The organism is Pseudomonas sp. PDM26, assembly GCF_019219185.1.
In the GTDB taxonomy this organism is placed as follows: Bacteria; Pseudomonadota; Gammaproteobacteria; order Pseudomonadales; family Pseudomonadaceae; genus Aquipseudomonas.
The window spans coordinates 285,410-304,686 of record NZ_JAHUWC010000008.1; the positions used below are offsets into that span (position 1 = coordinate 285,410).

Sequence of the window (19,277 nt, forward strand, 5' to 3'; positions counted from 1 at the left end):
CAACACCTGCGCAATCGGTTTAATCACATGTCCCCAAGGTCATTAACTATAGCTGCCGCCGTGGGCAGCCGTTGGCACGGTGCGGATTACAAGTTCGCAACACCTGCCAGGATGAGGTTGAACTAGACTCCGGCCGGTCAAGTCGACGACCCGAACCCTGGAGCGTGCAATGGAACTGCCGACAAAAGAACAAGCCATCGCCAGTAACCGCGAGGCCTGGAATGACTCCGCCCGTCACCACAAAGACTCAAGCGAATGGCAAGCCTTGTTGAAGGACGTGGCCCACGCGGATTTCTCCTGCCTGGATGACACCTTGACCGCCTTGCTGACCCAGACAGGTGTCGACGGCAAGGAGGTGGTGCAACTGGGCTGCAACAACGGCCGCGAAAGTCTGTCGCTGTTTGCCCTGGGCGCGCGCAGCGTGGTGGGTGTCGACCAGTCCGATGCGTTTCTCGAGCAGGCACGGGAACTGGCGTTCCGCTCGCCCCATGCGCCGCAATTCATCGAAGCGGACATTCACCATTTGCCTGCGCAACTGCAGGAGCGCTTTGACCTGGCGCTGATCACCATCGGCGTCCTGAACTGGATGCCGGACATCGGCGAATTCTTGCGCCATGTGGCGTGCACGCTGAAGCCGGGTGGGGCGCTGGTGGTGTACGAAACCCACCCGTTCCTGGAAATGTTCGACCCCGAGGCAATCGATCCTTTTCGCCTGGCCAGCTCATACTTCCGTCGCGAACCGTTCGTGCAGCACGAACCGATCGTCTACGAAGGCAAGGTCGAACAGCCGTCGGCGGCGTCCTACTGGTTCGTCCATACCCTGGGCGACCTCTTCAGTGCAGCCATTGCGGCAGGGCTGCAGATCCGTCACTTCAGGGAGTACCCGCACTCCAATCGCGAAGAACTCTATGACCGCTATCAGCAGCAGGTGGCGCAGTTGCCGTTGTGTTTTACGTGGGTGGTGGTGAAGCCAGCGACATAACGCGGAGAATCAAATCAGAGATTTGAGTGATTGACGGTGTGCCCTGGCTGCGCGCAGAGATCTATGCCCAGGGCATGAATGACCTTCAGGACCGTATCGAAACGTGGTTTTGCTCCCGGCGCGAAGGCTTTGTAGAGGCTTTCGCGACCCATTCCCGAGTCTTTGGCTATCTGTGTCATGCCACGGGCTTTTACCACATAGCCGATAGCGCGAAGAAACTCCTCATTGTCACCGTCTGCCAGTACCTGAGACAGATACTCGCTAATGGCCTCATCACTGTCGAGCAGCGCCGCCATGTCGAAAGTCGTCAAAGTCTGGCTCATGGTTAAACCTCCTTTGCCATTTTTTTTGCGCGTTTGATATCGGCGGTTTGAGATGACTTGTCACCACCGGCCAGCAGGACAATGACGACACCACCTCGCGTCGTGACGTAAACCCGGTATCCGGCACCCACGTCTACTCGCAATTCAGAAACGCCATCACCGACAGCCTTGTTGTCGCCAAGATTACCTGCAGAGGCGCGGTCAATGCGACGAGCGATAGCTATCTTGGCTCGCAAATCGCGAACCGAGGCGTGCCATGCTGCGAAAGTAGCGGTTTGCTGAATAAGATAATTCATTGCTCGATCGTATCCAAATGGATACGAGTGAGCCGTCAGACATTTCCGCGTTCTGGCGGGTTTTTTCCGGGATGTTTGTGGGAGCCCCATCGCGAGCTTGCTCGCGATGGGGCCTGTCAGCCGACTCAATTCTCACAGGCGAACGAATCCCGCGATCAGGCCGGCCGGTAGGCCGCCTCGGGCGCTGTTGCGGTGTACGCCCCCTCGTGAGGCCGAGTGGAGGTTCTGCGCAGTGGGCAACCCGGCATGGATGCCGGGTTAGCCGCGTACGGCCATGGATGGCCGATCGCGGCGGGCCCACGGAGCAGGACCGGAGCGAGGGCATGCCGAGCCATGGCGAGGCACCGAATGTCAGGGGCAAGAGCCCTTGGTTACTTGGGGCCGGGCGGCGTTCCGTTTTTCCAAGTGACCCGCCATAAGGGCGGAACCATAAGTCGCCGTAACCGCAGCAACGGATATGTACACCAGTAAAAAACACGTCGCCCAGTACACCGCCATCGCGGGCAAGCCACACTCCCACAGGGATTGCGTATTACTCCAGAACGGCCCGCGCACGGTGAGGCGCAGCATCGCCCGCAGCGGTATAGGCCACCCTCGGCACACCCGGCAAGCGCTGTTCCAGCAGTGCACTCAAGGACTCTCCCGGCTCCAGGTAGGCATCGCCGAAGTCGGCGCCGAGCTGGTTCGGGTGGGCGACGATTTCCAGCAGTCCGTCGGGTGGCGGTTCGGCGTTGCGCAGATCCACCGGGGTGCACACGTAGTCGGCGGTGGCGCCGGCCAGGTTGCTCAGGCGACGGTTGAGCAGGTCCTTGAACACGCGCTTGGGCAAGCTGAGGTTTTGTCCCAGGTTGCGTGCCAGACGCACCGGAACCCCCTGGCGGGCGGCGAAGCGCGCGACGATCTCGCCGATCGGCCAGATGTTGTGCACGTGCTGATGGGAGTCCAGGTGGCTGGGGCGCAGGCCGTTGTCCAGGCAGCGCTGCCACTGGGCTTCGAGTTCCTCCAGTACGGCGTGGCGATCCCCGCGCCCGAGCCAGAGGCGGGTACGGGACAGGTTGAGATCGAACACACCGGCACCGTCGCAAAACGTCGGACGTTGCACAATGCTCTGGCTCAATGGACGGCCGTAGGTCAGGTTGAAGTGCAGGCCGATGCGGCCTTCGAGCAATGGATGCCGGGCCATGGCACAGGCCGCTTCGAACGCCGGCATGTTGGCCATGGCGGTGGCGGAGCTGATGAGGCCGGCCTGGAACGCGCCCAGGATCACCGCGTTTTCGCAGGCACTGAGGCCGAAATCGTCAGCGTTGACTATCACTTGCCGAGGCATGTTTACCCTCCTTGAGGTTTTCCGTAGGCGCAGGCGTTTTGACGACAGGTGTCGCGCCGGGCGCTGGGGTGGCGACTGCGGCCGCCGCGCGCCGGGCGCGCCATTGCTGCAATCGGGGTTTGAAACGTTGCCAGACCCGCAAGGCCAGACCCAGCACCAGACCGCTTGGACGCCAGGAGTAAAAACTCCAGCGCCAGTGTTCCAGTTGCCCGGTCATGCGTTCGTGCAGTTGATGGCTGGAGTTTTCCAGGCTGACCCGTGACGCATCGATCCACTGCCAGTTCTCTTCCAGGCCCCAGCGAATCCACTCTTCGAGCAGCACCCGGCCGCTGCCCAGGTCGGCATATTGCGGCAGGAACGCCAAGTTGTAGTCGTACAGTCGGCCCTGTTCCAGCAAGCCGAGGCGATAGCTGATGCAGCGCCCCTCCAGCTCCAGCACCACCACGCGCACCAGGCCCCGGGCCGCGAGGGCGGTAAAGGCGCGGTCCATCCACTGGCGATGGCGCGCATCGGAAAAGATCCCGACCCCTTCATCGCCTTTCCAGCTCACCGCTTCGACTTCACTGATGTCCTGCAACAGCGGCCCCATGGTCAGGGCGTCGGGGGTAATCCGCCGCACCTGGGCCCCGCACGCGGCGATGCGTTTGCGCGCGCGGCGCAGTTTGTAGCGCGGGTCGCCGGAGACTTCCTGATGGTCGGCCTCGCTGATCAGGTGCACCGGCACCCGACAACTGAGGCGTTGTTCGGCGGTCGAACTCAGTGCCTGCCACGGTGCCAGGGCCTGCGCTGTGGAGCCGGCCAGTTCGTTGAGTTGCAGCACGGCATGGGGCAGGTGTTGACGGATCTGCGTCAACGCATTGCGCATAGCGTCGTCGTCCAGCCTCGTCAGCAGCGCGAGGCGGTCGGCGAGGGGATAGCCCAAATGATGCAGGACCCGAAACGGCAAACGCGCAAAGCGTTCCACGGACGCCACCAGCGGCAGGCACAGCGCCAGTTCGTCACCCTGCCAGCCGAGCAGCACGTGCAACTGCTCGCCAGGCTTGAGTGCCAGTTCCGACGCATATAGCCAGGCCAGTTTGTTGAACGGCGTGTGGTCCGTTACGCGCTGGCGCAACGCTTCGTAAGCCGCTATCGGAAAGTCGTCGGTGCACAGCGAAGTGCGCCATTCGAATCGTGCAGACATAAGGTCAGCTCGCCTCGGCGGGAACGGGAGAGGGTGCCGGTTTGCGCAAGGCATCCAGGCGTGAGCCGCTGTAGCGGGTTTCACGGAAGAAGCGCCAGCCGAACAGGTGGTAGATGTTCATGATCCTTCCTTGCTCGCGATACCCCATGCGGATGTGCAGCTTGAGCGCGGGAATGTTGTGGGACTCGCAGATATCCACCACTTTGTTGCAGCCCTGATCAGCCATGGCTTTCCACAGGTTCAGCTGGAAATCTACCGACAGCGTGGTGCCCCGGTAGGCAGGAATCTGCTCGAGAGCGAACTCGAAGAACTCACCTGGCTTCACCGGGAACATGCAGCCGTAGTAGTGACGGTCGAAATAATCGCGGGTGCTGCCCCAGATAAAGGCCACGGCATCACCGTTTTCATTCAGGTACATATGCCCGGTGTACCCTTCGCACGCCAACTCGGTCATGGTGCCCACGCGATCGCCGAAGTGCCTGGCGAACGCCATGGCGTTTTGTGGGGTGATGGTTTCCAGTCGCAACGGTGTATAGGGCCGAAGCTTGTGCGGCGGTACCGGGCTCACCAGATCGCGCTCCATCCACAACAGTTCTTCGTGGAAAAATACGTAGTGTTTCCACAACTTGCCGACGGTGGCGCGCAGGCCTTTTTGCTTGATGTGATCGCTGAGTTTTTTCAGAACATTCATGTTTTTGACTCCTGACGGTGTTGGCCGTGAGTGGAGTGAGTCAATGCGCGGCGGATCGTCCACGGGCAAAAATAAATGACGTTCATGAGGCGCTCCAGCTGAGGGCAAACAGGGTTTCTCCCGGTAAATCGAAGCTGATGCGACCCTCCAGGCATTTGAAAGATGCGTCGCGACTGCGGTTGTCGGCGCCGAAATAGCGCAATGATCCCAGGGGCAATGGACATTGCGCGCCGGCCAGGCTCACACGCTGCAAGCGTGAGCCTTTGTTGACGCCCAGCAGGCTGCGTTGGTACCCGGCAGACATGGCCAGCACGTCAACCTCGAAGGCGTCGTTCTCCAGGCGCATGACATCGTGTAGCCAATGCTGGCGGATAAATTGTTGCGCCAGGCCTACGGGCTTGAGCTCGAATTCATCCTTGCCGAGCACGCGCAACATGCCCTTGGGATACTCAGGTTCGTCGGCGGCCTGGAACCAGCCGAGCATGTCGAGCAAGCCGTCCTGGGAAGCATTGATGATGACCGAGGCCCACCATAACGAGGCGTAGTGGGTTTCCTGATCGTAAGGGCTGAGGCTGGCCCCGCTGGACATGTTGGTCTGGTCCAGCAACAAGGCTTTGCGCGGTCGTCCCTGGGCGTCGAGCCCCACCAGCTCCGCCGCTTTGCGTACGCTATCGCGGTAGACACGGGTCGCCAGCAGGTCGCGGACCATCCATTCGTGCCACGCCAGCGCATCGATCTTGTCGCCGGACTCGGCCAGCAAGCGTCGGGCCCAATCGATGCCGCGCTTGTCGGCGGCATTGTCGATGAGCGGACCATTGACGAACCGGGAGCTGGCCGGCATGGCGATGCGGACGCCGGCTTTGGCGTTGTCCGGGTTGCTGCGCACTTGCCAGGCCATGCTATTGAAGAGGCGCTTGTAGCTTGCGTAGTCCGGATAGTTGAGGTTCGGTTCGTCGGCAAAGCCGATGTAGTGCGTGCCCTTGCCGCCAAGCGCGCGCGTGGCGGCGAGCCAGGCATCGAGGCCGGCGTTGCTGGTGGTGTCGGCGCGCAGGTCGGCCTTGCGCTGACGGCCGGCCAGCAGGGTGATGTCCTGAGTGATGCCCAAGCGATCCTGATACAACCGGCGGAACACGTCTTCGTAATGCGGCCGCGTCGCCATGATGTCGACCAGGCTGTAGTAGGTTCCGGCCTGTGGTTGCAGGGCATCGAGCACGGCGAAACTGGAGTCTGGCAGAAGCGCATAGGGCAGGGCGATACCCAGGTTCGGGGTCTTGCCTAGCACGTCGTTGTGCAGCGTCAGCCGGGTCTGGCCTTCGTCTTCGCGCAAGGGTTTGAGCTGTTGCGGGTTTTGGGCGAACAGGTTGGCCGTGCCGTCGAGCCAGAATGCGACCTTGCCGCTACCGCGCAGGTGCAGGCGCCAGACTTGATCGGTGGTTGCAACGGGCAACTCGACTTTGTCGAATTGCCAATAAGCGGGGTAAGGCTTTAGAGGCAGTGAAAGCTGTTGGCCGTCACTCACGCGCTGCGCTTGCAACGCGCCGACGCCACCGTGGAACTTACCGGCCAGCACCGCGTGCTCACCGGCCGCAACCTTGAAGTACAACTCGTCACCGTCCCGGGGCTCGGCGCTGAAATGCACCTTGGCCGGGGCGAACAGTGCGACGGTGTGGTCGTCGTGCTCAACCGTATAACGGCGGAAGCTGTAGCCAGGAATTTCCAGTCGATAACTGGCGGCGCCCGGCGCCAGGTCCCAGCGTTGACTACCGCTGGGCTCATTGGCGGCTATCAGTCGTTCGCTCTGGAGTTTGCCCTGGCCGTCGAGCAAGTAGAGGTGTTCTTCGTTGGCTTGCGCCTGCCACACCGGGGCCCAGAGCACGGTCAGGGTGTCGGGGCGGTCCGTTTGCAGGTACAGGCTGGCGTCGCGGATATCGGCCCAACGCATGGGCGCAGCTTCGGCGCTCAGCCCGAGGCCAAGACTCACCAGCAATAACAGGTGCTTCATGCCGATTTCCGTTGCAGCATCAGCAGCATCGGCGCGATGTCGCCGGGCAGGACGATGAGCGTTTGCCAGACCGGCACATGGCTCAACCGGCAATACACCACCAGCAGCGCCAGGGTCACGGCCAGGTACGCGATAGAGGATGCGGCTGCTGCGCCGACGATGCCGTAGGTCGGGATCAGCAGCACATTGAGCGCCAGGTTGAGCAGGGCGCTGAGACCCATCAACAACGAAATCGTGCCGGGACGGTTTTTGCCCAGCAGGTCCAGGCGCAGAATGCTCATGTAGCACAGACCAAACAGGCCCGGCAGCAGCGCCAGCAACGCAGGGTAGGCAGGCTGATAGGCCTCGCCAAACAGTGTCACGATCAACCATTCACCGACCACTGCCATGCTCAGACAAGCGCCGAGCATCACCGTAGCGGTCAGGCGCAAGGCCAGTGGCGTGATTTTTTCGATACCTTCTTCCTGTTGCAGCAGGCGCTTCATCAGCGGGGTGGTCACCGCTTCCGGAACGATCAGCAGCAACTCGGCGGCCGCGCTGGCCATGGCGTAATGACCCAGCGCCGTGGTGCCGAGCAGGGCACCGATGAACAGGTAGTCGGAGCGCAGAATCACTTGCTGGAACAGCAGGTCCGGATGGCTGCGGGCGCTGTAGCGCAGTAGTTCGTTTTGACTGGCGCGGTCCCATTGCAGGCTCAGCGGGTGCTCGCGCTTGAGCCAGACCCAACCGGCCAGCACCACCAGGCTGATCCCCGCCAGCCAACTGATCAGCGCCGCTTCCAGGGCTGCGCTTTTCCACATCCAGAACAGGGCAAGGAACACCAGCAGCGGCGCCAGCGACTCGACCAGGCGCAAGGCATTGAAGGCGACCACGCCGCCCGAGGCGTTGTGCAAAGTCAGCAAGCCGCTTTTGAGCACGGTCAGCGGCACCGCCAGCAGCAACAGCCAGGCGAGCAGGCCCAATTGCGTGGTGATGTCCAGTTCTTTGCCGAACTCGCGGGTCAGCGCCACCACCAGCAAGGTCAGCAATGCCGCCAGCAGACAACCGAACAGCAGCACCTGGCTGAGCAGCAAGCCCATCGGTCGTTGCTTGGCCGCCTGATAGCCCACGGCTGAATTCAAGCCGCCGCTGGTGGCGGCGCTGATCAGGTCGGGCAGGGTGTTGAGCAAGGCAAACAAGCCCCGTTCGCTGGGGCCGAGAATCCGCGCCAGCAGTATGTTACGCAGCAAGCGCAGGGCGATCATCGCCAGCTTGGTGCCCATGCTCAGGGCCAGGTGCCTGAGGTAGTTGCTGCGGCTCATGGACGTGCCCCACGGTAGATGCGCCAGGACAGCAACCCGGGATCGCGCGCGGTACGCTGGCTCACGCCGAAACGTGGCAGGGCCAGAGGATCTTCCACCCCTCGATAAATACCGGTGCCGGTACCCAGGGCAAACGGGAAGCCATGCCTGGCCACCTGTTGGCGCACCCGCGCATCGTTGTCGCCATTGGGATAGCAGTAAACCGGCAACGGCCGGTTGCAGCCGTGGAGCAGCGCGTCGCGACTGCGGCTCAGTTCTTCGTCCAGGCGTTGATCGTCGAGGCCGGTGAGGATGGCGTGGCTGGCACCGTGGGGGCCGAAGCGCACCAGGCCGGACGCTTCCAGGTGGCGCACTTGCTGCCAGTCCAGCGCCTGGGGCAACGACTCTTGCGGGCAGGCGTCGGTCAGGCGATTGAGGTCTAGCGGCGACAGGGTTTTCAGACTCTGCAAAAAATTCAGCAGTGCGAGGCTGCGGCGTTGTTCATCCGGGTTTTCGCACAGTCCCGGCAACGGACGCCCAAGTTGCTGCAGGCATTCGATCAGATGCCGGCGTGCCGGTTCGCCATGGCTGTTCCACAGGGTTTCGCCGATGCTTTCCCACCAGAACCGCTGGCGGCTGCCGATGAAATCGGTGGACAGAAAGATGCTCGCCGGCACCTGGTGTTTTTGCAGCAACGGGAAGGCATTCAGCGCGTTGTCGCGCCAGCCGTCGTCGAAGGTCAGCGCCACTTTCGGCCGTTCCGAGCGCGGTGTGCCGGGTTGCAGAATGTCCATCAGCGGCACGCAGTCGAAGTGTTTTTTCAACCACACCAGCAAGTGTTCAAAGGCCTTTGGCCCGACGCACAGTTCATTGCGATGGGGCAGTTCGGCGGCCTGGTCGCTGGCCAGCACCCGGTGCAGCATCAGGATCACACCGGCGCCGTGCAGTTGGTTGCGCCCGACCGGGGAGTTCAGGTACAGCCAGCCACTGGTGCGTTTTAACAGTTGTTTGATTGCCACGGCACGCACCTCTCATCGATTTTGCTCGGGGTTCCATTGGGCGTAACGCTGCCCGCGCAGGAACTGCCACAGACCGATGCTCATCCCGGCAAGGGTCACCAGGAGGAACGCGGCCAGGCGAAAGGGTTTGGGCAAGCGGCGTTGCGAATCCAGCAGGCCGGCAATGGCCATCGTGTAACCGAGCAATTGTGCAATCAGGCTCAGGCGATAAAAGCCGTGGTCTTCCCACAGCCAGAAATTGCTCAGCAGCAACGGCAGCAACAGGATCGGCGCCAGCCGCCGGATCAGCTTGTGGCTGATCAAGGCAATCGCATACAGGCCGTGGGTCAGCGGATTCATCAGCTCCCGGCGCTGGGCCAGGCTTTGCAAGCCACCCACCGTGACCCGCTGACGACGGCGAAATTGCTTGTCGGCTTCGTCCACGCCCTGATCGATCACCCGGGCTTGGGGCACGTAGACAATCCGCTTGAACGCGACGGGTGCGCAGGTGCTGATAAAGAAGTCGTCGTTGACCTCCGCCGGCACGTTCTGAAACAACTCGCGGCGCAGGGCTAGCAATGCGCCGTCGGCGGAGACCATGCAGCCGGTGCGATTTTCCACGTAGCGCAGCCAGCCTTCGTAATGCCGATACAGGCTGTCACCCACGCTCAAGCCCTTGCCGGTCACCGGGATCACCATGTGCCCGGCGCAGCCACCGACCTGCGGGTCGTTGAGCGGCGCGAGCAAATGGCCGAGGGTGTCGGTGGACCATTGGTTGTCGGCGTCGGTGAACACCAGGATCGCGCCGCTGCTGATCGCGACCCCGGCATTGAGCGTCGCCGCCTTGCCCTGGCGGGGCAGATCGAGCACGGTGATGCGCGGATCCTCGACCCGGCGCGCGCAGGCCACGGTGTCGTCGGTCGAACCGTCACTGGCCAGGATGATGTGCAGCGAGCTGGCCTGATAATCCTGGGCCAGCACGGTGCGCAGTTTTTCTTCGATATGCCGCGCTTCGTTGTGCGCGGCAATCACGATGCTCACGTCCATCGGTTGTGCCGGTCCATGGCGCGGTGCCGGGTAAAACGGTGCCAGCAAGGTCAATAACAGGGGATAACCGAGGTAGGCGTAAACCGGTAGCAACAGGCACAACCAGAAAATGAATTCAGCCACGGGCGGGCCTCCTGGCATTCCAATGACAAAGGCTGAGGATGAACCCGGCGCCCGCCAGGTGCAGGCGCACCCAGTGCAGGCCCCAGAGTTGCAGGGTCAGGAGCGGGTCGCGGTGCCTGGCACTCTGACGCAGGCTCAGGGCCAGGGCGGGCAGGACGGTCAGCAGCAGCATCAGCAGCGAATGATGGGGGAAACCGTCGAACAGGGCGGAAATGGCCATGAAATCGATGACCCAGGCGGCAATCGACAGTAGCGGAAAGCGCAGTAAGCGCAGGCTCGGTCCATGGGTGCGCAGCAGTTGCAGATGACTGCCCTGACGCCATAATTCCTTGCCCATCCATTCCCGCCAACTGCATTCATAACCCCAATGCAGCGCCACGCTTTGGTTGACTGAGCGCAGCTTGGCACCGGCGTCGACCAGGCGCATGGTCAGTTCCTTGTCCTCGCCGGTGCGCAGTTGTTCATTGAAACCACCGACCTTGTCGAACCAGCGACGGCGCATCAGCAGGTTGCAAGTAGGCAGCCATTGCGCGACATGCAGCGGCTGCGTGTCGGGGCGCAAGGTGCGGCGCTGCCAGGCGTCGGCGTACCACGGCGCTTCGGTCGGGGTGTGCAGGTCCAGGCCGATGACATCGGCCTGGCCGCTGGACTCGAGGTCGAACAACAGCTTGAGCCAGTTCTCGGGCATCTCGACGTCGGCATCGATAAAGGCCAGCCATTCACCACTGGCAATCGCCGCTCCGCGATTGCGCAATGCGCCGATGAGCAGGCCGGGCAGGACCAGAACCTGGGCACCGAGCTGCCGGGCAATGTCCGGGCCCTGGTCGTCGGAGCCGTTGTCGAGCACGATCAACTCGCATTCGACGTTGGCCGCCTCGGCGGCATGTCGTGCCGCGAGCAGGGTCCGGGCGATGTGCTGCTCCTCGTTGTACATCGGGATGATGATACTGATGCGGTTCATGCCTTGACCTCTTTCAGCGGGGCTTCTTCGGCTTTCGTGCGCAGCACGCCGGTCAACGCGAGCATGATCCACAGGTACTTGTGGTTCGGTGCGCTGAGGAACATCAGGAACAACGTCAACGACAGAAAGCTCATGCTCAGGTGGGTCATCAGATCGGCCTGATGACTGTCTCCTCGCAACAGCCAGATGCGGCGGGCGCGAATCAGGTTGTACAACCCCAGGGCCAGCATGCCGACGAACATCAGGCCGGCGGGAATCCCCAGTTCACTGAAGATTTCCAGGTAGGTATTGTGGGCACGGCGGTACAGGTCGTCGGTCTTGCCGCTGACGGAAAAGGTCTTGGCATAACCGGTGGTGGCGTAGTGTAGCGGGAACGTGCCGGGGCCGGTGCCGAGCAAGGGGTTCTCGGCGATCATGGCGCTGCCGACCACAATGTAGGAGGCGCGACGGCCCAGGGACGCGTCCTGACTCTTGGCCCCGGAGCTGAGGATGCTCAGCGACTGGATGCGCGCCACGTAACTGGCCGGCATCGCATAGAGCCCAAGCGCAATCACAATCGTCAGGCCGAGCATGGCAAAGCCCAGGTGGCGTGGACGAATATGTGGCAACTGCGCGCGGTAGTGCCACGTGCCGATCAACAGGCTGAGGAGCAACACCACCAGCCCCGAACGGGATTCAGTCTTGGTCATGCCGGCCAGCAGCACGAGGGCACAGGCCCCCCAGAACAACCGGTGCAGCCGGTTCGGGCTGCGGACCACCAGCAACAGCGCCATGGGCACGGCGAAGGCGATCATCAGGGCAAATTCGTTCGGGTCATTGAGCATGCCGGACGCACGGCCTTCGTCCTGGTATTTGGCAGAGAACATCGCCATGGCGCAGGTCACCGCGACACTGACGGCAACCAGTCTGGCGAACATGTCGAGGTTCAACTCACGCCCGACCAGCAAGGTGATGACAAACAGAATCAGGCCGACGCTCAATTCGCGCAGGTGGCCCAGGGAGAAGCCCATGTTGTCGGTGTTCAACAGGCTGAGCAGGTACAGCACCATGAACCCGATCAGGAAACGCCAGATATTGCTGCGCAAGCGCTCGGCCGACCGTTGGTGAATCGCCAGTTGCAGCATCAGGATCAGCGCCAGCGAAGCCCCGAGGAACTTGGAACCTGATAACGCGCTGTCCTTGAACAGGCCCTCGAAAGGCAGGATGGCGACAATGCCCAGCAGGCCCCAGGTCGGCTTGCGGTACAGCACCGCGACACCCACCAGGCCCAGCACCGCTCCCGGCGCCAGATACGGATAAGGGCTGGCCAGCAATCCGAGGCAGACCAGGCCGAGCAAGCTGACGATCGAGAGCGGAACAATCACGCGCGTGCCTCCCGTGCAGTCCGGATGTAAAGCTGCGACCAGCGTTCGGCCAGGACCTTGAGGTCGTAGTGATCCCGTTGCGTACGTTTTGCGTTGTCGATCAACTCGTCGGCCAGGGCCGGGTCATCCAGCAGCGCGCCGATCTGGCGGGCGAGGGCGGTGCTGTCGGTGGGCGCGGCCAGCAGGCCGTTGTGGCGGTCCTGCAAGACATCGGGAATCCCGCCGACGCCGAAGGCCACCACCGGCACCCCGGCCTGCATCGCTTCGAGCAGAATCATCGGCGTGCCTTCAGTGCGCGAGCTGATCACCAATGCATCGAGTTGCCGCCACCAGGCGCGCATGTCGGTCTGGTAGCCCGGCAGCGTGATGCGCGCCTGCAAGCCTGCCTCGTCAATGCGTGCCTGCAGGCTTTCCCGCTCCGGCCCGTCGCCGAGCATCACCGCGTCCAGTTGCGGGTACTGCTGACACAGCGGGATCAGCGCATCGAGAAACAGGTCCGGGCCCTTTTCGCTACTCAGGCGCCCGACGTAACCGGCCAGCCAGCGTTGACGTGCGTCACTGTGCGGCGGCAAGTCGTGCGCCGCCGGCAGGCCGTTGGGGATCACCTGCAACTTGTCGGTGCGCACATTGGCCTGACGGTGCAGCGCCGCAATGCTTTCGGCGACACACACCACCCGGTTCACCGAGGCCGTGCGGCACAGTTGCAGGCTCAGCCAGGTGTAGAACTTCTGCTTGCGACTGCGCGGGGTGAAGCCGTGCTGGGTGATCACCAGTGGCAGGCGCAACAGCGTGGCGCCGAGCCAGCCGAACAACAGGCCCTTGAAGTTGTGCGTATTGATCAGTGGCCGCTGGTGCCGTCGCTGGCGCAAATGCCCCAGCAATGCGCCCAGGCCTGCACAGCCGAGGCAATCGACACCGGCCTGGCGAAATCGCGTGATCAGCTCTGGCGGCGCATCGAGAAACAGCACCTGGTGTTGCCCCGGCGTCACCAGGCAATGATCCAGCAGCATCCGCTCGGCACCATAGAAGCCGCCGCTGCTGAGCAAATGAATGATCGGCAGGTCGTGGGTGGTGCCGAGCGGCGCGTTCAATTGCGCACCCAATGCACGAGGGCCGGTACGCTCCAGTTCTTGTGCGGGTTGTTCGGCTGGGTGCTGTGATCATTGATCACCAGCAGCACCGGCAAGCCCAGTTCATGGGTGATTTGCGCAGGGTGCTTGAAGCGGTGGTCGAAGAACTCACGCACATAGACCAGGGCAATCGCCAGCAGCAAACCGGTGAACAGCCCGAACGGAATGATCAGCATCGGCTTGGGGAACGCCGCTTCGGTCGGTTCGAACGGCGGGCTGAGTATCCGTGCGTTGGACAGGTCGTTGTCCAGCGCGCGCGCGGTGCTGCTTTCAGCGAAGCGCTGGGCATAGGTGGCGAACGCCTTGTGCAGCGCGTTGATCTCGGTGTCCATCTGCCGCAGTTTGCTGCGGGTTTCCTGCAACTGATGGATGCGATTCTTGAACTCGGCAATGCGCGCGGTTTTCTGGTCGATGACCGAGCTGATCGTCACCAGGTCGCTGGTGCGCTCTTGAATCCGGTTGCTGACGATCTTCAGGAATTGCCCACGGGCCCGGATGATTTGCTCGCGGGCCATTTGCATCGGATCACTGCCGGGCTGCAAGACCGCCAGGTCGTCCATGTAGCGGCTGACCAGGGTCGTCAGTCGCTCACCCAGTTGCTTGATCTCGCGGTCTTCGAAAGCAACGCTGTCGACCGTGGTGGTGAAGGTGTAGGGGAAGGTGTAGTCGTTGAATCTGGCATTGTTGGCGGTCGCCAGGCTGGTTTTCAGGTAATCGAGCCAGCGCTGGCTTTGCAGCAGTCGGTCCTGATACAGGTTGAGCGCCTGCTCCTCGGTGTTGATCGCGTTGAGGCGGAACGTGATTTCTTCCCTGGGGTCGGACGAACCGATGCTTTCGAGCAAGGCCAGGCGATTGGCTTCCAGGCCATCGAGACGCACCTGGTACTGCAATTTCTTGGTCTCGTAGAAACTCTGCGGCAGGTCGATCGATTGCATTTCCTGGCGGGTGACCAGGTAGTTTTGCAGCAGGGCGGTGACGAATCGGGTGCCCTGGGCCGGGTCAGGGAAGTGGTAGACGATCGAGATCACGTTGGAGCCCGGCAAGGTTTCAACCTTGAGGGCAGCGGACGCTTGTTGCGTGAGGGCATCGAGCAGGGTGTCGCGTACCGGATCGGTCTGCAGCCCGAGCAGGCTGCGAACCGGGTTGATCACGTGTTCGCGAACGGGATTGATCACAAACCGTTTGAGCGGCTGCACCAGCAGTTTGTTGAAGGCGCTCACGGGCTGCGTGTACTCACCCTTTTCGCGCAACTGGCCGATGGTCTGGCGGATCAAGGCCGGCGAACGCAGGATATTGCTCTCGGTCTCCATGTCGGCCAGCGACGGCGGGATGAAGGAAGCGTTTTCCTGAGTGAGGGTGCTGGTGGCATCCCCCTGGGAGATTTTCTTGGACTGCACGATCACCTGCGCGGTGATATCGAAACTCTGCTTGAGCAACAGCGGCAAGACCACGGCGATCACGGCAAAGACCAGGAAGACTCGCTTTACCAACTGCCTGTTGGCGAAGAAGATCCTGAAGAACTCATGCAGGTAGTTTTCCTTTGGATTCATGTGGGTACCTGAGAGTTAGTTGCTGCCGTCGTCTTTGTTGTCGACGCGGTAGCTGAAGCTGAGGCCCATGCCCTGGAACAACACGACGTCCGCCAGTTGCCGCGCGAGCTCACCGGCGCTGGCCAGTTTGGTCTTGGGCACGTACAGCATGTCGTCCGCTTGCAGGTAGGCGATCTGGGTGGCGTCGCCGGACAAGGCTTTTTCCACGTCGTAACGATGCGCGACCACCTGGTTGCCGTTGCGTCGCATGATCATCACCGAGTCCAGGCGTGCCTTGGCGTTGGAACCGCGGGCCATGGTCAGGGCTTCGAGCACCGACACCGGGCGGCGGATCGGATAGGAGCCCGGCTGGCCGACTTCACCCAGTACATAGATTTCGTTGCCGGCGGTGGACTTGAGCAGCACGTCCACGGTCATGCGCCCCGGCAGGGTGGCATAGCGATTATTCAGGTAGGCCTCGAGTTGGCTGATGGTCATGCCTTGCAGCGGCACGGCACCGATTTCCGGGAAGCTGGCGTAGCCGTCGCTGCCCACGGTGATTTCCCGGGTCATGCCGGTGGCGGGGTGGTTGAGTACGGACTTGAGGTTCCATTCACTGGCCAGCGGGTTCACCACCATCACTGACAGCTGATTGCGGTTGGGCTGGAACAGCTGTTTGCGATCGTAGGCGCGCTGAATCGCGTCCCGTGCTTCATCGCGGGTCAGGCCCTCGATTTTCACCGCGGTGTGGGCCCCCGGCAGTTCGATGGTGCCATCGGGCAGCACCAACTGGTTGCCGTTGAACTGGCTGGCGGCGGTGAAGTTCAGCGCAATCGTGTCCCCGGACTGCACGCGATAGGCGGCCGAGCCACTGGTGCTGATGTGGAAGATCACGTCCAGCACATCCTGTGGGCGCAGGGTCTGTTCGACCTTGGGCACGTCGGTGGCCTGGGCGTTGGCCGGTGGGGCCGTGAGGATTTGCACCGGCATGCTTTGTGATTCTTCGGAGGAAGTGCTGGAGCAACCTGCAAGGGGCAGCAACAGCAGGACAAGCATCTTGGCGTTCATGGCGTCATCCTTGTCTGACTGCTCACAGGTTTTTGTACAGCCATTCGGGCATGTAGTACTTGCGTCGGTTGAACACGCTGCCGACCAGCTTCGCTCCCGCCTGGCTCAAGCGCTGGGCCGCGGCCTGGGCCACTTCCCAGCGAGTGTCTTCCGCGGGCACGACCAGGACCACGCCGTCCACCTGGGTGCTGATGACCAGGGTGTCGGAGGCCGAATACACCGCGTCGCCGTCGATCACCACGAAGCGGTAGCGGATGCCGAGTTGATCGAACAGCGGGCTCAGGCGCTCGGGTGTCAGGTGCTCGTTGCCACGGAAGTATCGGCCCAATGGCAGAACGTGAAAGGGTAGGCTGGAGACGTCCACCACGCAGTCCTGCAACAAGGGCGGGCTCTGGGTGTTGAACATCAAGTCGCGAAACCCCCGTTCCTTGCTCAGCCCCAACTGTTGCGTGAGGTTGGTCGCCGAGTGGCTGGCATCCACCAGCAGCACCAGGCCGCTGCTCATCTTCGCCAGTTGACTGGCCAGCGCCAGGGCGCTGGTGGTGGTGCCCGCGCCGGGGTTGGCGGCGGTCAGGTACAGGATCCGCAGGTTCTGGTCGAGTACGGTCGATGTCAGGTTGGACTCGCTCGGGCTGGCAATGCTGAGGCTTTTAGCCGATGAACCGTCCATTTAACTCGCTCCGTGACCGCTGAACACTTTGAAAGGGGTTTTCAGCAGAATCTTCAAATCAAGCAGCAGGCTCTGCTGGGCGATGTAGGCGAGGTCCAACTCAACGCGCTGGTCGAAGTCGATATTGCTGCGCCCGGAGATTTGCCACAGGCCAGTCATGCCGGGGTAGATGCTCAGGCGCGCGAGGTGCCTGTCCTCGTAGCGGTAGGCGTTGAACGAAGTCGGCCTGGGGCCTACCAGGCGCATGTCGCCGGTTACCACGTTGAACAGGTTCGGCAGCTCGTCGAGACTGGTGCGTCGCAGGAAACTGCCGATACCGGTGATGCGCGGGTCTTTGTCGATCTTGAAGTCGATGGCGTCGGCGCCATGCTTGTTCAGGTGCCGCAGGGACTCCTTGAGCTCCTCGGCGTTGACGACCATGGTGCGGAATTTGTACATGCCGAACAGGCGGCCGCGGTAGCCGGTGCGTTTCTGCACGAACATCACCGGCCCCGGGCTGGTCAGTTTGATGGTCAGCGCCAGCCCCAGCAGCACCGGGGAAATCAGCACCAGGACCAGTGCTGCGCCGAAACCGGCCAGGACGCGGTTGGTGCGCGACAGGGTCCACGGCCGGCCACCTTCGCGGCCGGTTATCCAGCCACAACCCTGCATGTGGATGGCGGCATCCATGCGCTTGCGTTGCTCGGGGTCCAAGCGCTTGTCTCTACGCATTTTGTTAAGAGGCACACTTTTTTCGTGTTCAGACATAGATTCTCCGCAGAGTTAAGCCGTGTGCGGCATGGCCGACGCAGTCAGTCGTAAGTGCGGGACCAGGCAACGACGCGCCCCGGTCCCTCATCGGACACCCATAAACCGGCTGCTGCGGTGACGAGAGTCTTCATGGATGGACGGCCTCGGGCACGATGTGGCGCAAGCCAATGCCGCTGTAATGCAGGCCGGCGGCCGCCACCTGTTCCGGGCTGTACAGGTTGCGCCCGTCCACGATCACCCGGTTACGCAGTTTGCTCGCCAGCTTGTCGAAGTCGACCACGCGGAAGTTCTTCCACTCGGTGCAGATCACCAGGGCGTCAGCGTCTTCGAGTGTGTCATCGCGGGTGGCGCACAGATGCAGGTCGTCGCGGTAGCCGTAAAGGCGCCGGCATTCGGACATGGCTTCCGGGTCGTAGGCCTGCACGCTCGCGCCTTCGGCCCAGAGTGCTTCCATCAGGTAGCGGCTGGGTGCTTCGCGCATGTCGTCGGTGTTGGGCTTGAACGCCAAGCCCCACACGGCGATGGACTTGCCGGCCAGTCCGTCGGGAAATTGCGCCTTGAGTTTGCTGAACAGAATATGCCGCTGGTGGTCGTTGACGTCGGTCACGCTACGCAGCAACTTCAGGGGCATTCCGGCATGTTCGGCGGTGTGCAGCAGGGCGCGCAGGTCCTTGGGGAAGCACGAACCGCCGAAGCCGCAACCGGGGTAGATGAAGTGGTAACCGATGCGTGGGTCCGAGCCGATGCCTTTGCGCACGGCTTCGATATCAGCCCCCAGCAACTCGGTGAGGTTGGCCAGTTCGTTCATGAAGCTGATGCGCGTGGCCAGCATCGCGTTCGCCGCGTACTTGGTCAGCTCGGCGCTGCGGTTGTCCATGAACATCAATTTGTCGTGGTTGCGGCAGAACGGCGCGTAGAGCTCGCTCATCTGGCTGCGGGCTTGATCGTCGTTGGTGCCGACGATGATCCGGTCCGGGCGCATGCAATCGGCCAGGGCACTGCCTTCCTTGAGAAACTCTGGATTGGACACCACCCGTACCTTCAGTGAACCTTTGCCGCCGCGCTGCAACTCTTCAACGGCAGTCGCGCTGACCTGATCCGCCGTGCCAACCGGCACCGTGGACTTGATGATCAGGGTGCGGTCGGCCTCCATGAAACTGGCGATCTGCCGGGCCACGTTCAGCACATGGCTGAGGTCGGCCGAGCCGTCTTCGTCGGCGGGCGTACCGACGGCGATGAAAATCAGCTCGGCGTGCTCCACCGCATCGCTGGCCTGGGTGGTGAAGAGCAGGCGACCGGCCTTGATGTTTTCTTCAAGGGCGCCGGAAAGCCCCGGCTCACTGATCGGTGGCACGGCCTGTTGCAGTTGCCGGATCTTGTTCGGATCGATGTCGACACACAGGACGCGATGTCCGACATCGGCCAGTGCCGCGGCTTGAATCAGGCCAACATAGCCCGTACCAAATACGCTTACGTCCATATTAGCGTGCCTCGCAAGACGTGGAGAGTTGCAAAACAAGACTGTCAAAAGGGGTATAGACCAGCCTCGGTAA

At 62.2% G+C, this 19,277-nt stretch carries 18 protein-coding genes; 1 reads left to right on the forward strand and 17 read right to left on the reverse strand.

The genetic code is table 11. From position 1 onward, the window contains the following. The first annotated feature begins 169 nt into the window (after window positions 1–169). On the forward strand, window positions 170–982 hold the full coding sequence (locus KW849_RS17680) for a bifunctional 2-polyprenyl-6-hydroxyphenol methylase/3-demethylubiquinol 3-O-methyltransferase UbiG (RefSeq protein WP_218430588.1): 813 nt from the start codon (window positions 170–172) through the stop codon (window positions 980–982). A 14-nt stretch (window positions 983–996) separates the two neighbouring features. Here the strand turns inward: KW849_RS17680 and KW849_RS17685 are convergent, their stop codons facing one another. The 17 genes from KW849_RS17685 to KW849_RS17765 all read right to left on the reverse strand — a co-directional run bounded on the left by KW849_RS17685 (window position 997) and on the right by KW849_RS17765 (window position 19,204). Beyond that, entirely contained in the window at window positions 997–1,305 is a 309-nt protein-coding gene (locus KW849_RS17685; protein ID WP_057397260.1) for an addiction module antidote protein, read from the reverse strand. 2 nt (window positions 1,306–1,307) lie between these two features. Beyond that, entirely contained in the window at window positions 1,308–1,601 is a 294-nt protein-coding gene (locus KW849_RS17690) for a type II toxin-antitoxin system RelE/ParE family toxin (RefSeq protein WP_218430589.1), read from the reverse strand. Window positions 1,602–2,133: 532 nt separating this feature from the next. Next, window positions 2,134–2,928 (reverse strand): ChbG/HpnK family deacetylase, encoded by a 795-nt coding sequence (locus tag KW849_RS17695; protein ID WP_218430590.1) that lies wholly within the window; start codon window positions 2,926–2,928, stop codon window positions 2,134–2,136. Continuing rightward, window positions 2,900–4,111, reverse strand: a complete 1,212-nt coding sequence (locus tag KW849_RS17700; RefSeq protein ID WP_218430591.1) for a GNAT family N-acetyltransferase — start codon at window positions 4,109–4,111, stop codon at window positions 2,900–2,902. The genes KW849_RS17695 and KW849_RS17700 overlap by 29 nt, the downstream gene beginning before the upstream one ends. Window positions 4,112–4,115: 4 nt before the next feature. Beyond that, complete coding sequence (locus tag KW849_RS17705) at window positions 4,116–4,802, reverse strand: N-acetyltransferase (protein WP_218430592.1); 687 nt, start codon at window positions 4,800–4,802, stop codon at window positions 4,116–4,118. An 82-nt stretch (window positions 4,803–4,884) separates the two neighbouring features. Continuing rightward, a complete protein-coding gene (locus KW849_RS17710; protein ID WP_218430593.1) occupies window positions 4,885–6,804 on the reverse strand; it encodes a hypothetical protein in 1,920 nt (639 codons plus the stop codon). Continuing rightward, window positions 6,801–8,105 (reverse strand): lipopolysaccharide biosynthesis protein, encoded by a 1,305-nt coding sequence (locus KW849_RS17715; protein WP_218430594.1) that lies wholly within the window; start codon window positions 8,103–8,105, stop codon window positions 6,801–6,803. Before KW849_RS17715 ends, KW849_RS17710 begins: the two co-directional genes overlap by 4 nt. Beyond that, window positions 8,102–9,103: a polysaccharide deacetylase family protein gene (locus KW849_RS17720; RefSeq protein WP_218430595.1), complete on the reverse strand. Its 1,002-nt coding sequence runs from the start codon at window positions 9,101–9,103 to the stop codon at window positions 8,102–8,104. Before KW849_RS17720 ends, KW849_RS17715 begins: the two co-directional genes overlap by 4 nt. A 12-nt stretch (window positions 9,104–9,115) precedes the next feature. Beyond that, on the reverse strand, window positions 9,116–10,252 hold the full coding sequence (locus tag KW849_RS17725; RefSeq protein WP_218430596.1) for a glycosyltransferase: 1,137 nt from the start codon (window positions 10,250–10,252) through the stop codon (window positions 9,116–9,118). Then, window positions 10,245–11,213: a glycosyltransferase gene (locus KW849_RS17730; RefSeq protein WP_218430597.1), complete on the reverse strand. Its 969-nt coding sequence runs from the start codon at window positions 11,211–11,213 to the stop codon at window positions 10,245–10,247. Before KW849_RS17730 ends, KW849_RS17725 begins: the two co-directional genes overlap by 8 nt. Then, entirely contained in the window at window positions 11,210–12,577 is a 1,368-nt protein-coding gene (locus KW849_RS17735) for an O-antigen ligase family protein (RefSeq protein WP_218430598.1), read from the reverse strand. The genes KW849_RS17730 and KW849_RS17735 overlap by 4 nt, the downstream gene beginning before the upstream one ends. Then, a complete protein-coding gene (locus KW849_RS17740; protein WP_218430599.1) occupies window positions 12,574–13,668 on the reverse strand; it encodes a glycosyltransferase family 4 protein in 1,095 nt (364 codons plus the stop codon). Before KW849_RS17740 ends, KW849_RS17735 begins: the two co-directional genes overlap by 4 nt. Beyond that, a complete protein-coding gene (locus KW849_RS17745) occupies window positions 13,665–15,257 on the reverse strand; it encodes a Wzz/FepE/Etk N-terminal domain-containing protein (protein ID WP_218430600.1) in 1,593 nt (530 codons plus the stop codon). The genes KW849_RS17740 and KW849_RS17745 overlap by 4 nt, the downstream gene beginning before the upstream one ends. A 15-nt stretch (window positions 15,258–15,272) precedes the next feature. Beyond that, window positions 15,273–16,304, reverse strand: a complete 1,032-nt coding sequence (locus KW849_RS17750; RefSeq protein WP_218430601.1) for a polysaccharide biosynthesis/export family protein — start codon at window positions 16,302–16,304, stop codon at window positions 15,273–15,275. 22 nt (window positions 16,305–16,326) lie between these two features. After that, window positions 16,327–16,974, reverse strand: coding sequence for a CpsD/CapB family tyrosine-protein kinase (locus tag KW849_RS17755; protein WP_218430602.1), 648 nt, complete (start codon window positions 16,972–16,974; stop codon window positions 16,327–16,329). After that, complete coding sequence (locus tag KW849_RS17760; protein WP_218430603.1) at window positions 16,975–17,721, reverse strand: sugar transferase; 747 nt, start codon at window positions 17,719–17,721, stop codon at window positions 16,975–16,977. It lies immediately after the preceding gene. Between the two features lie 130 nt (window positions 17,722–17,851). Continuing rightward, window positions 17,852–19,204, reverse strand: a complete 1,353-nt coding sequence (locus tag KW849_RS17765) for a UDP-glucose/GDP-mannose dehydrogenase family protein (protein ID WP_218430604.1) — start codon at window positions 19,202–19,204, stop codon at window positions 17,852–17,854. Between the last annotated feature and the right edge of the window lie 73 nt (window positions 19,205–19,277).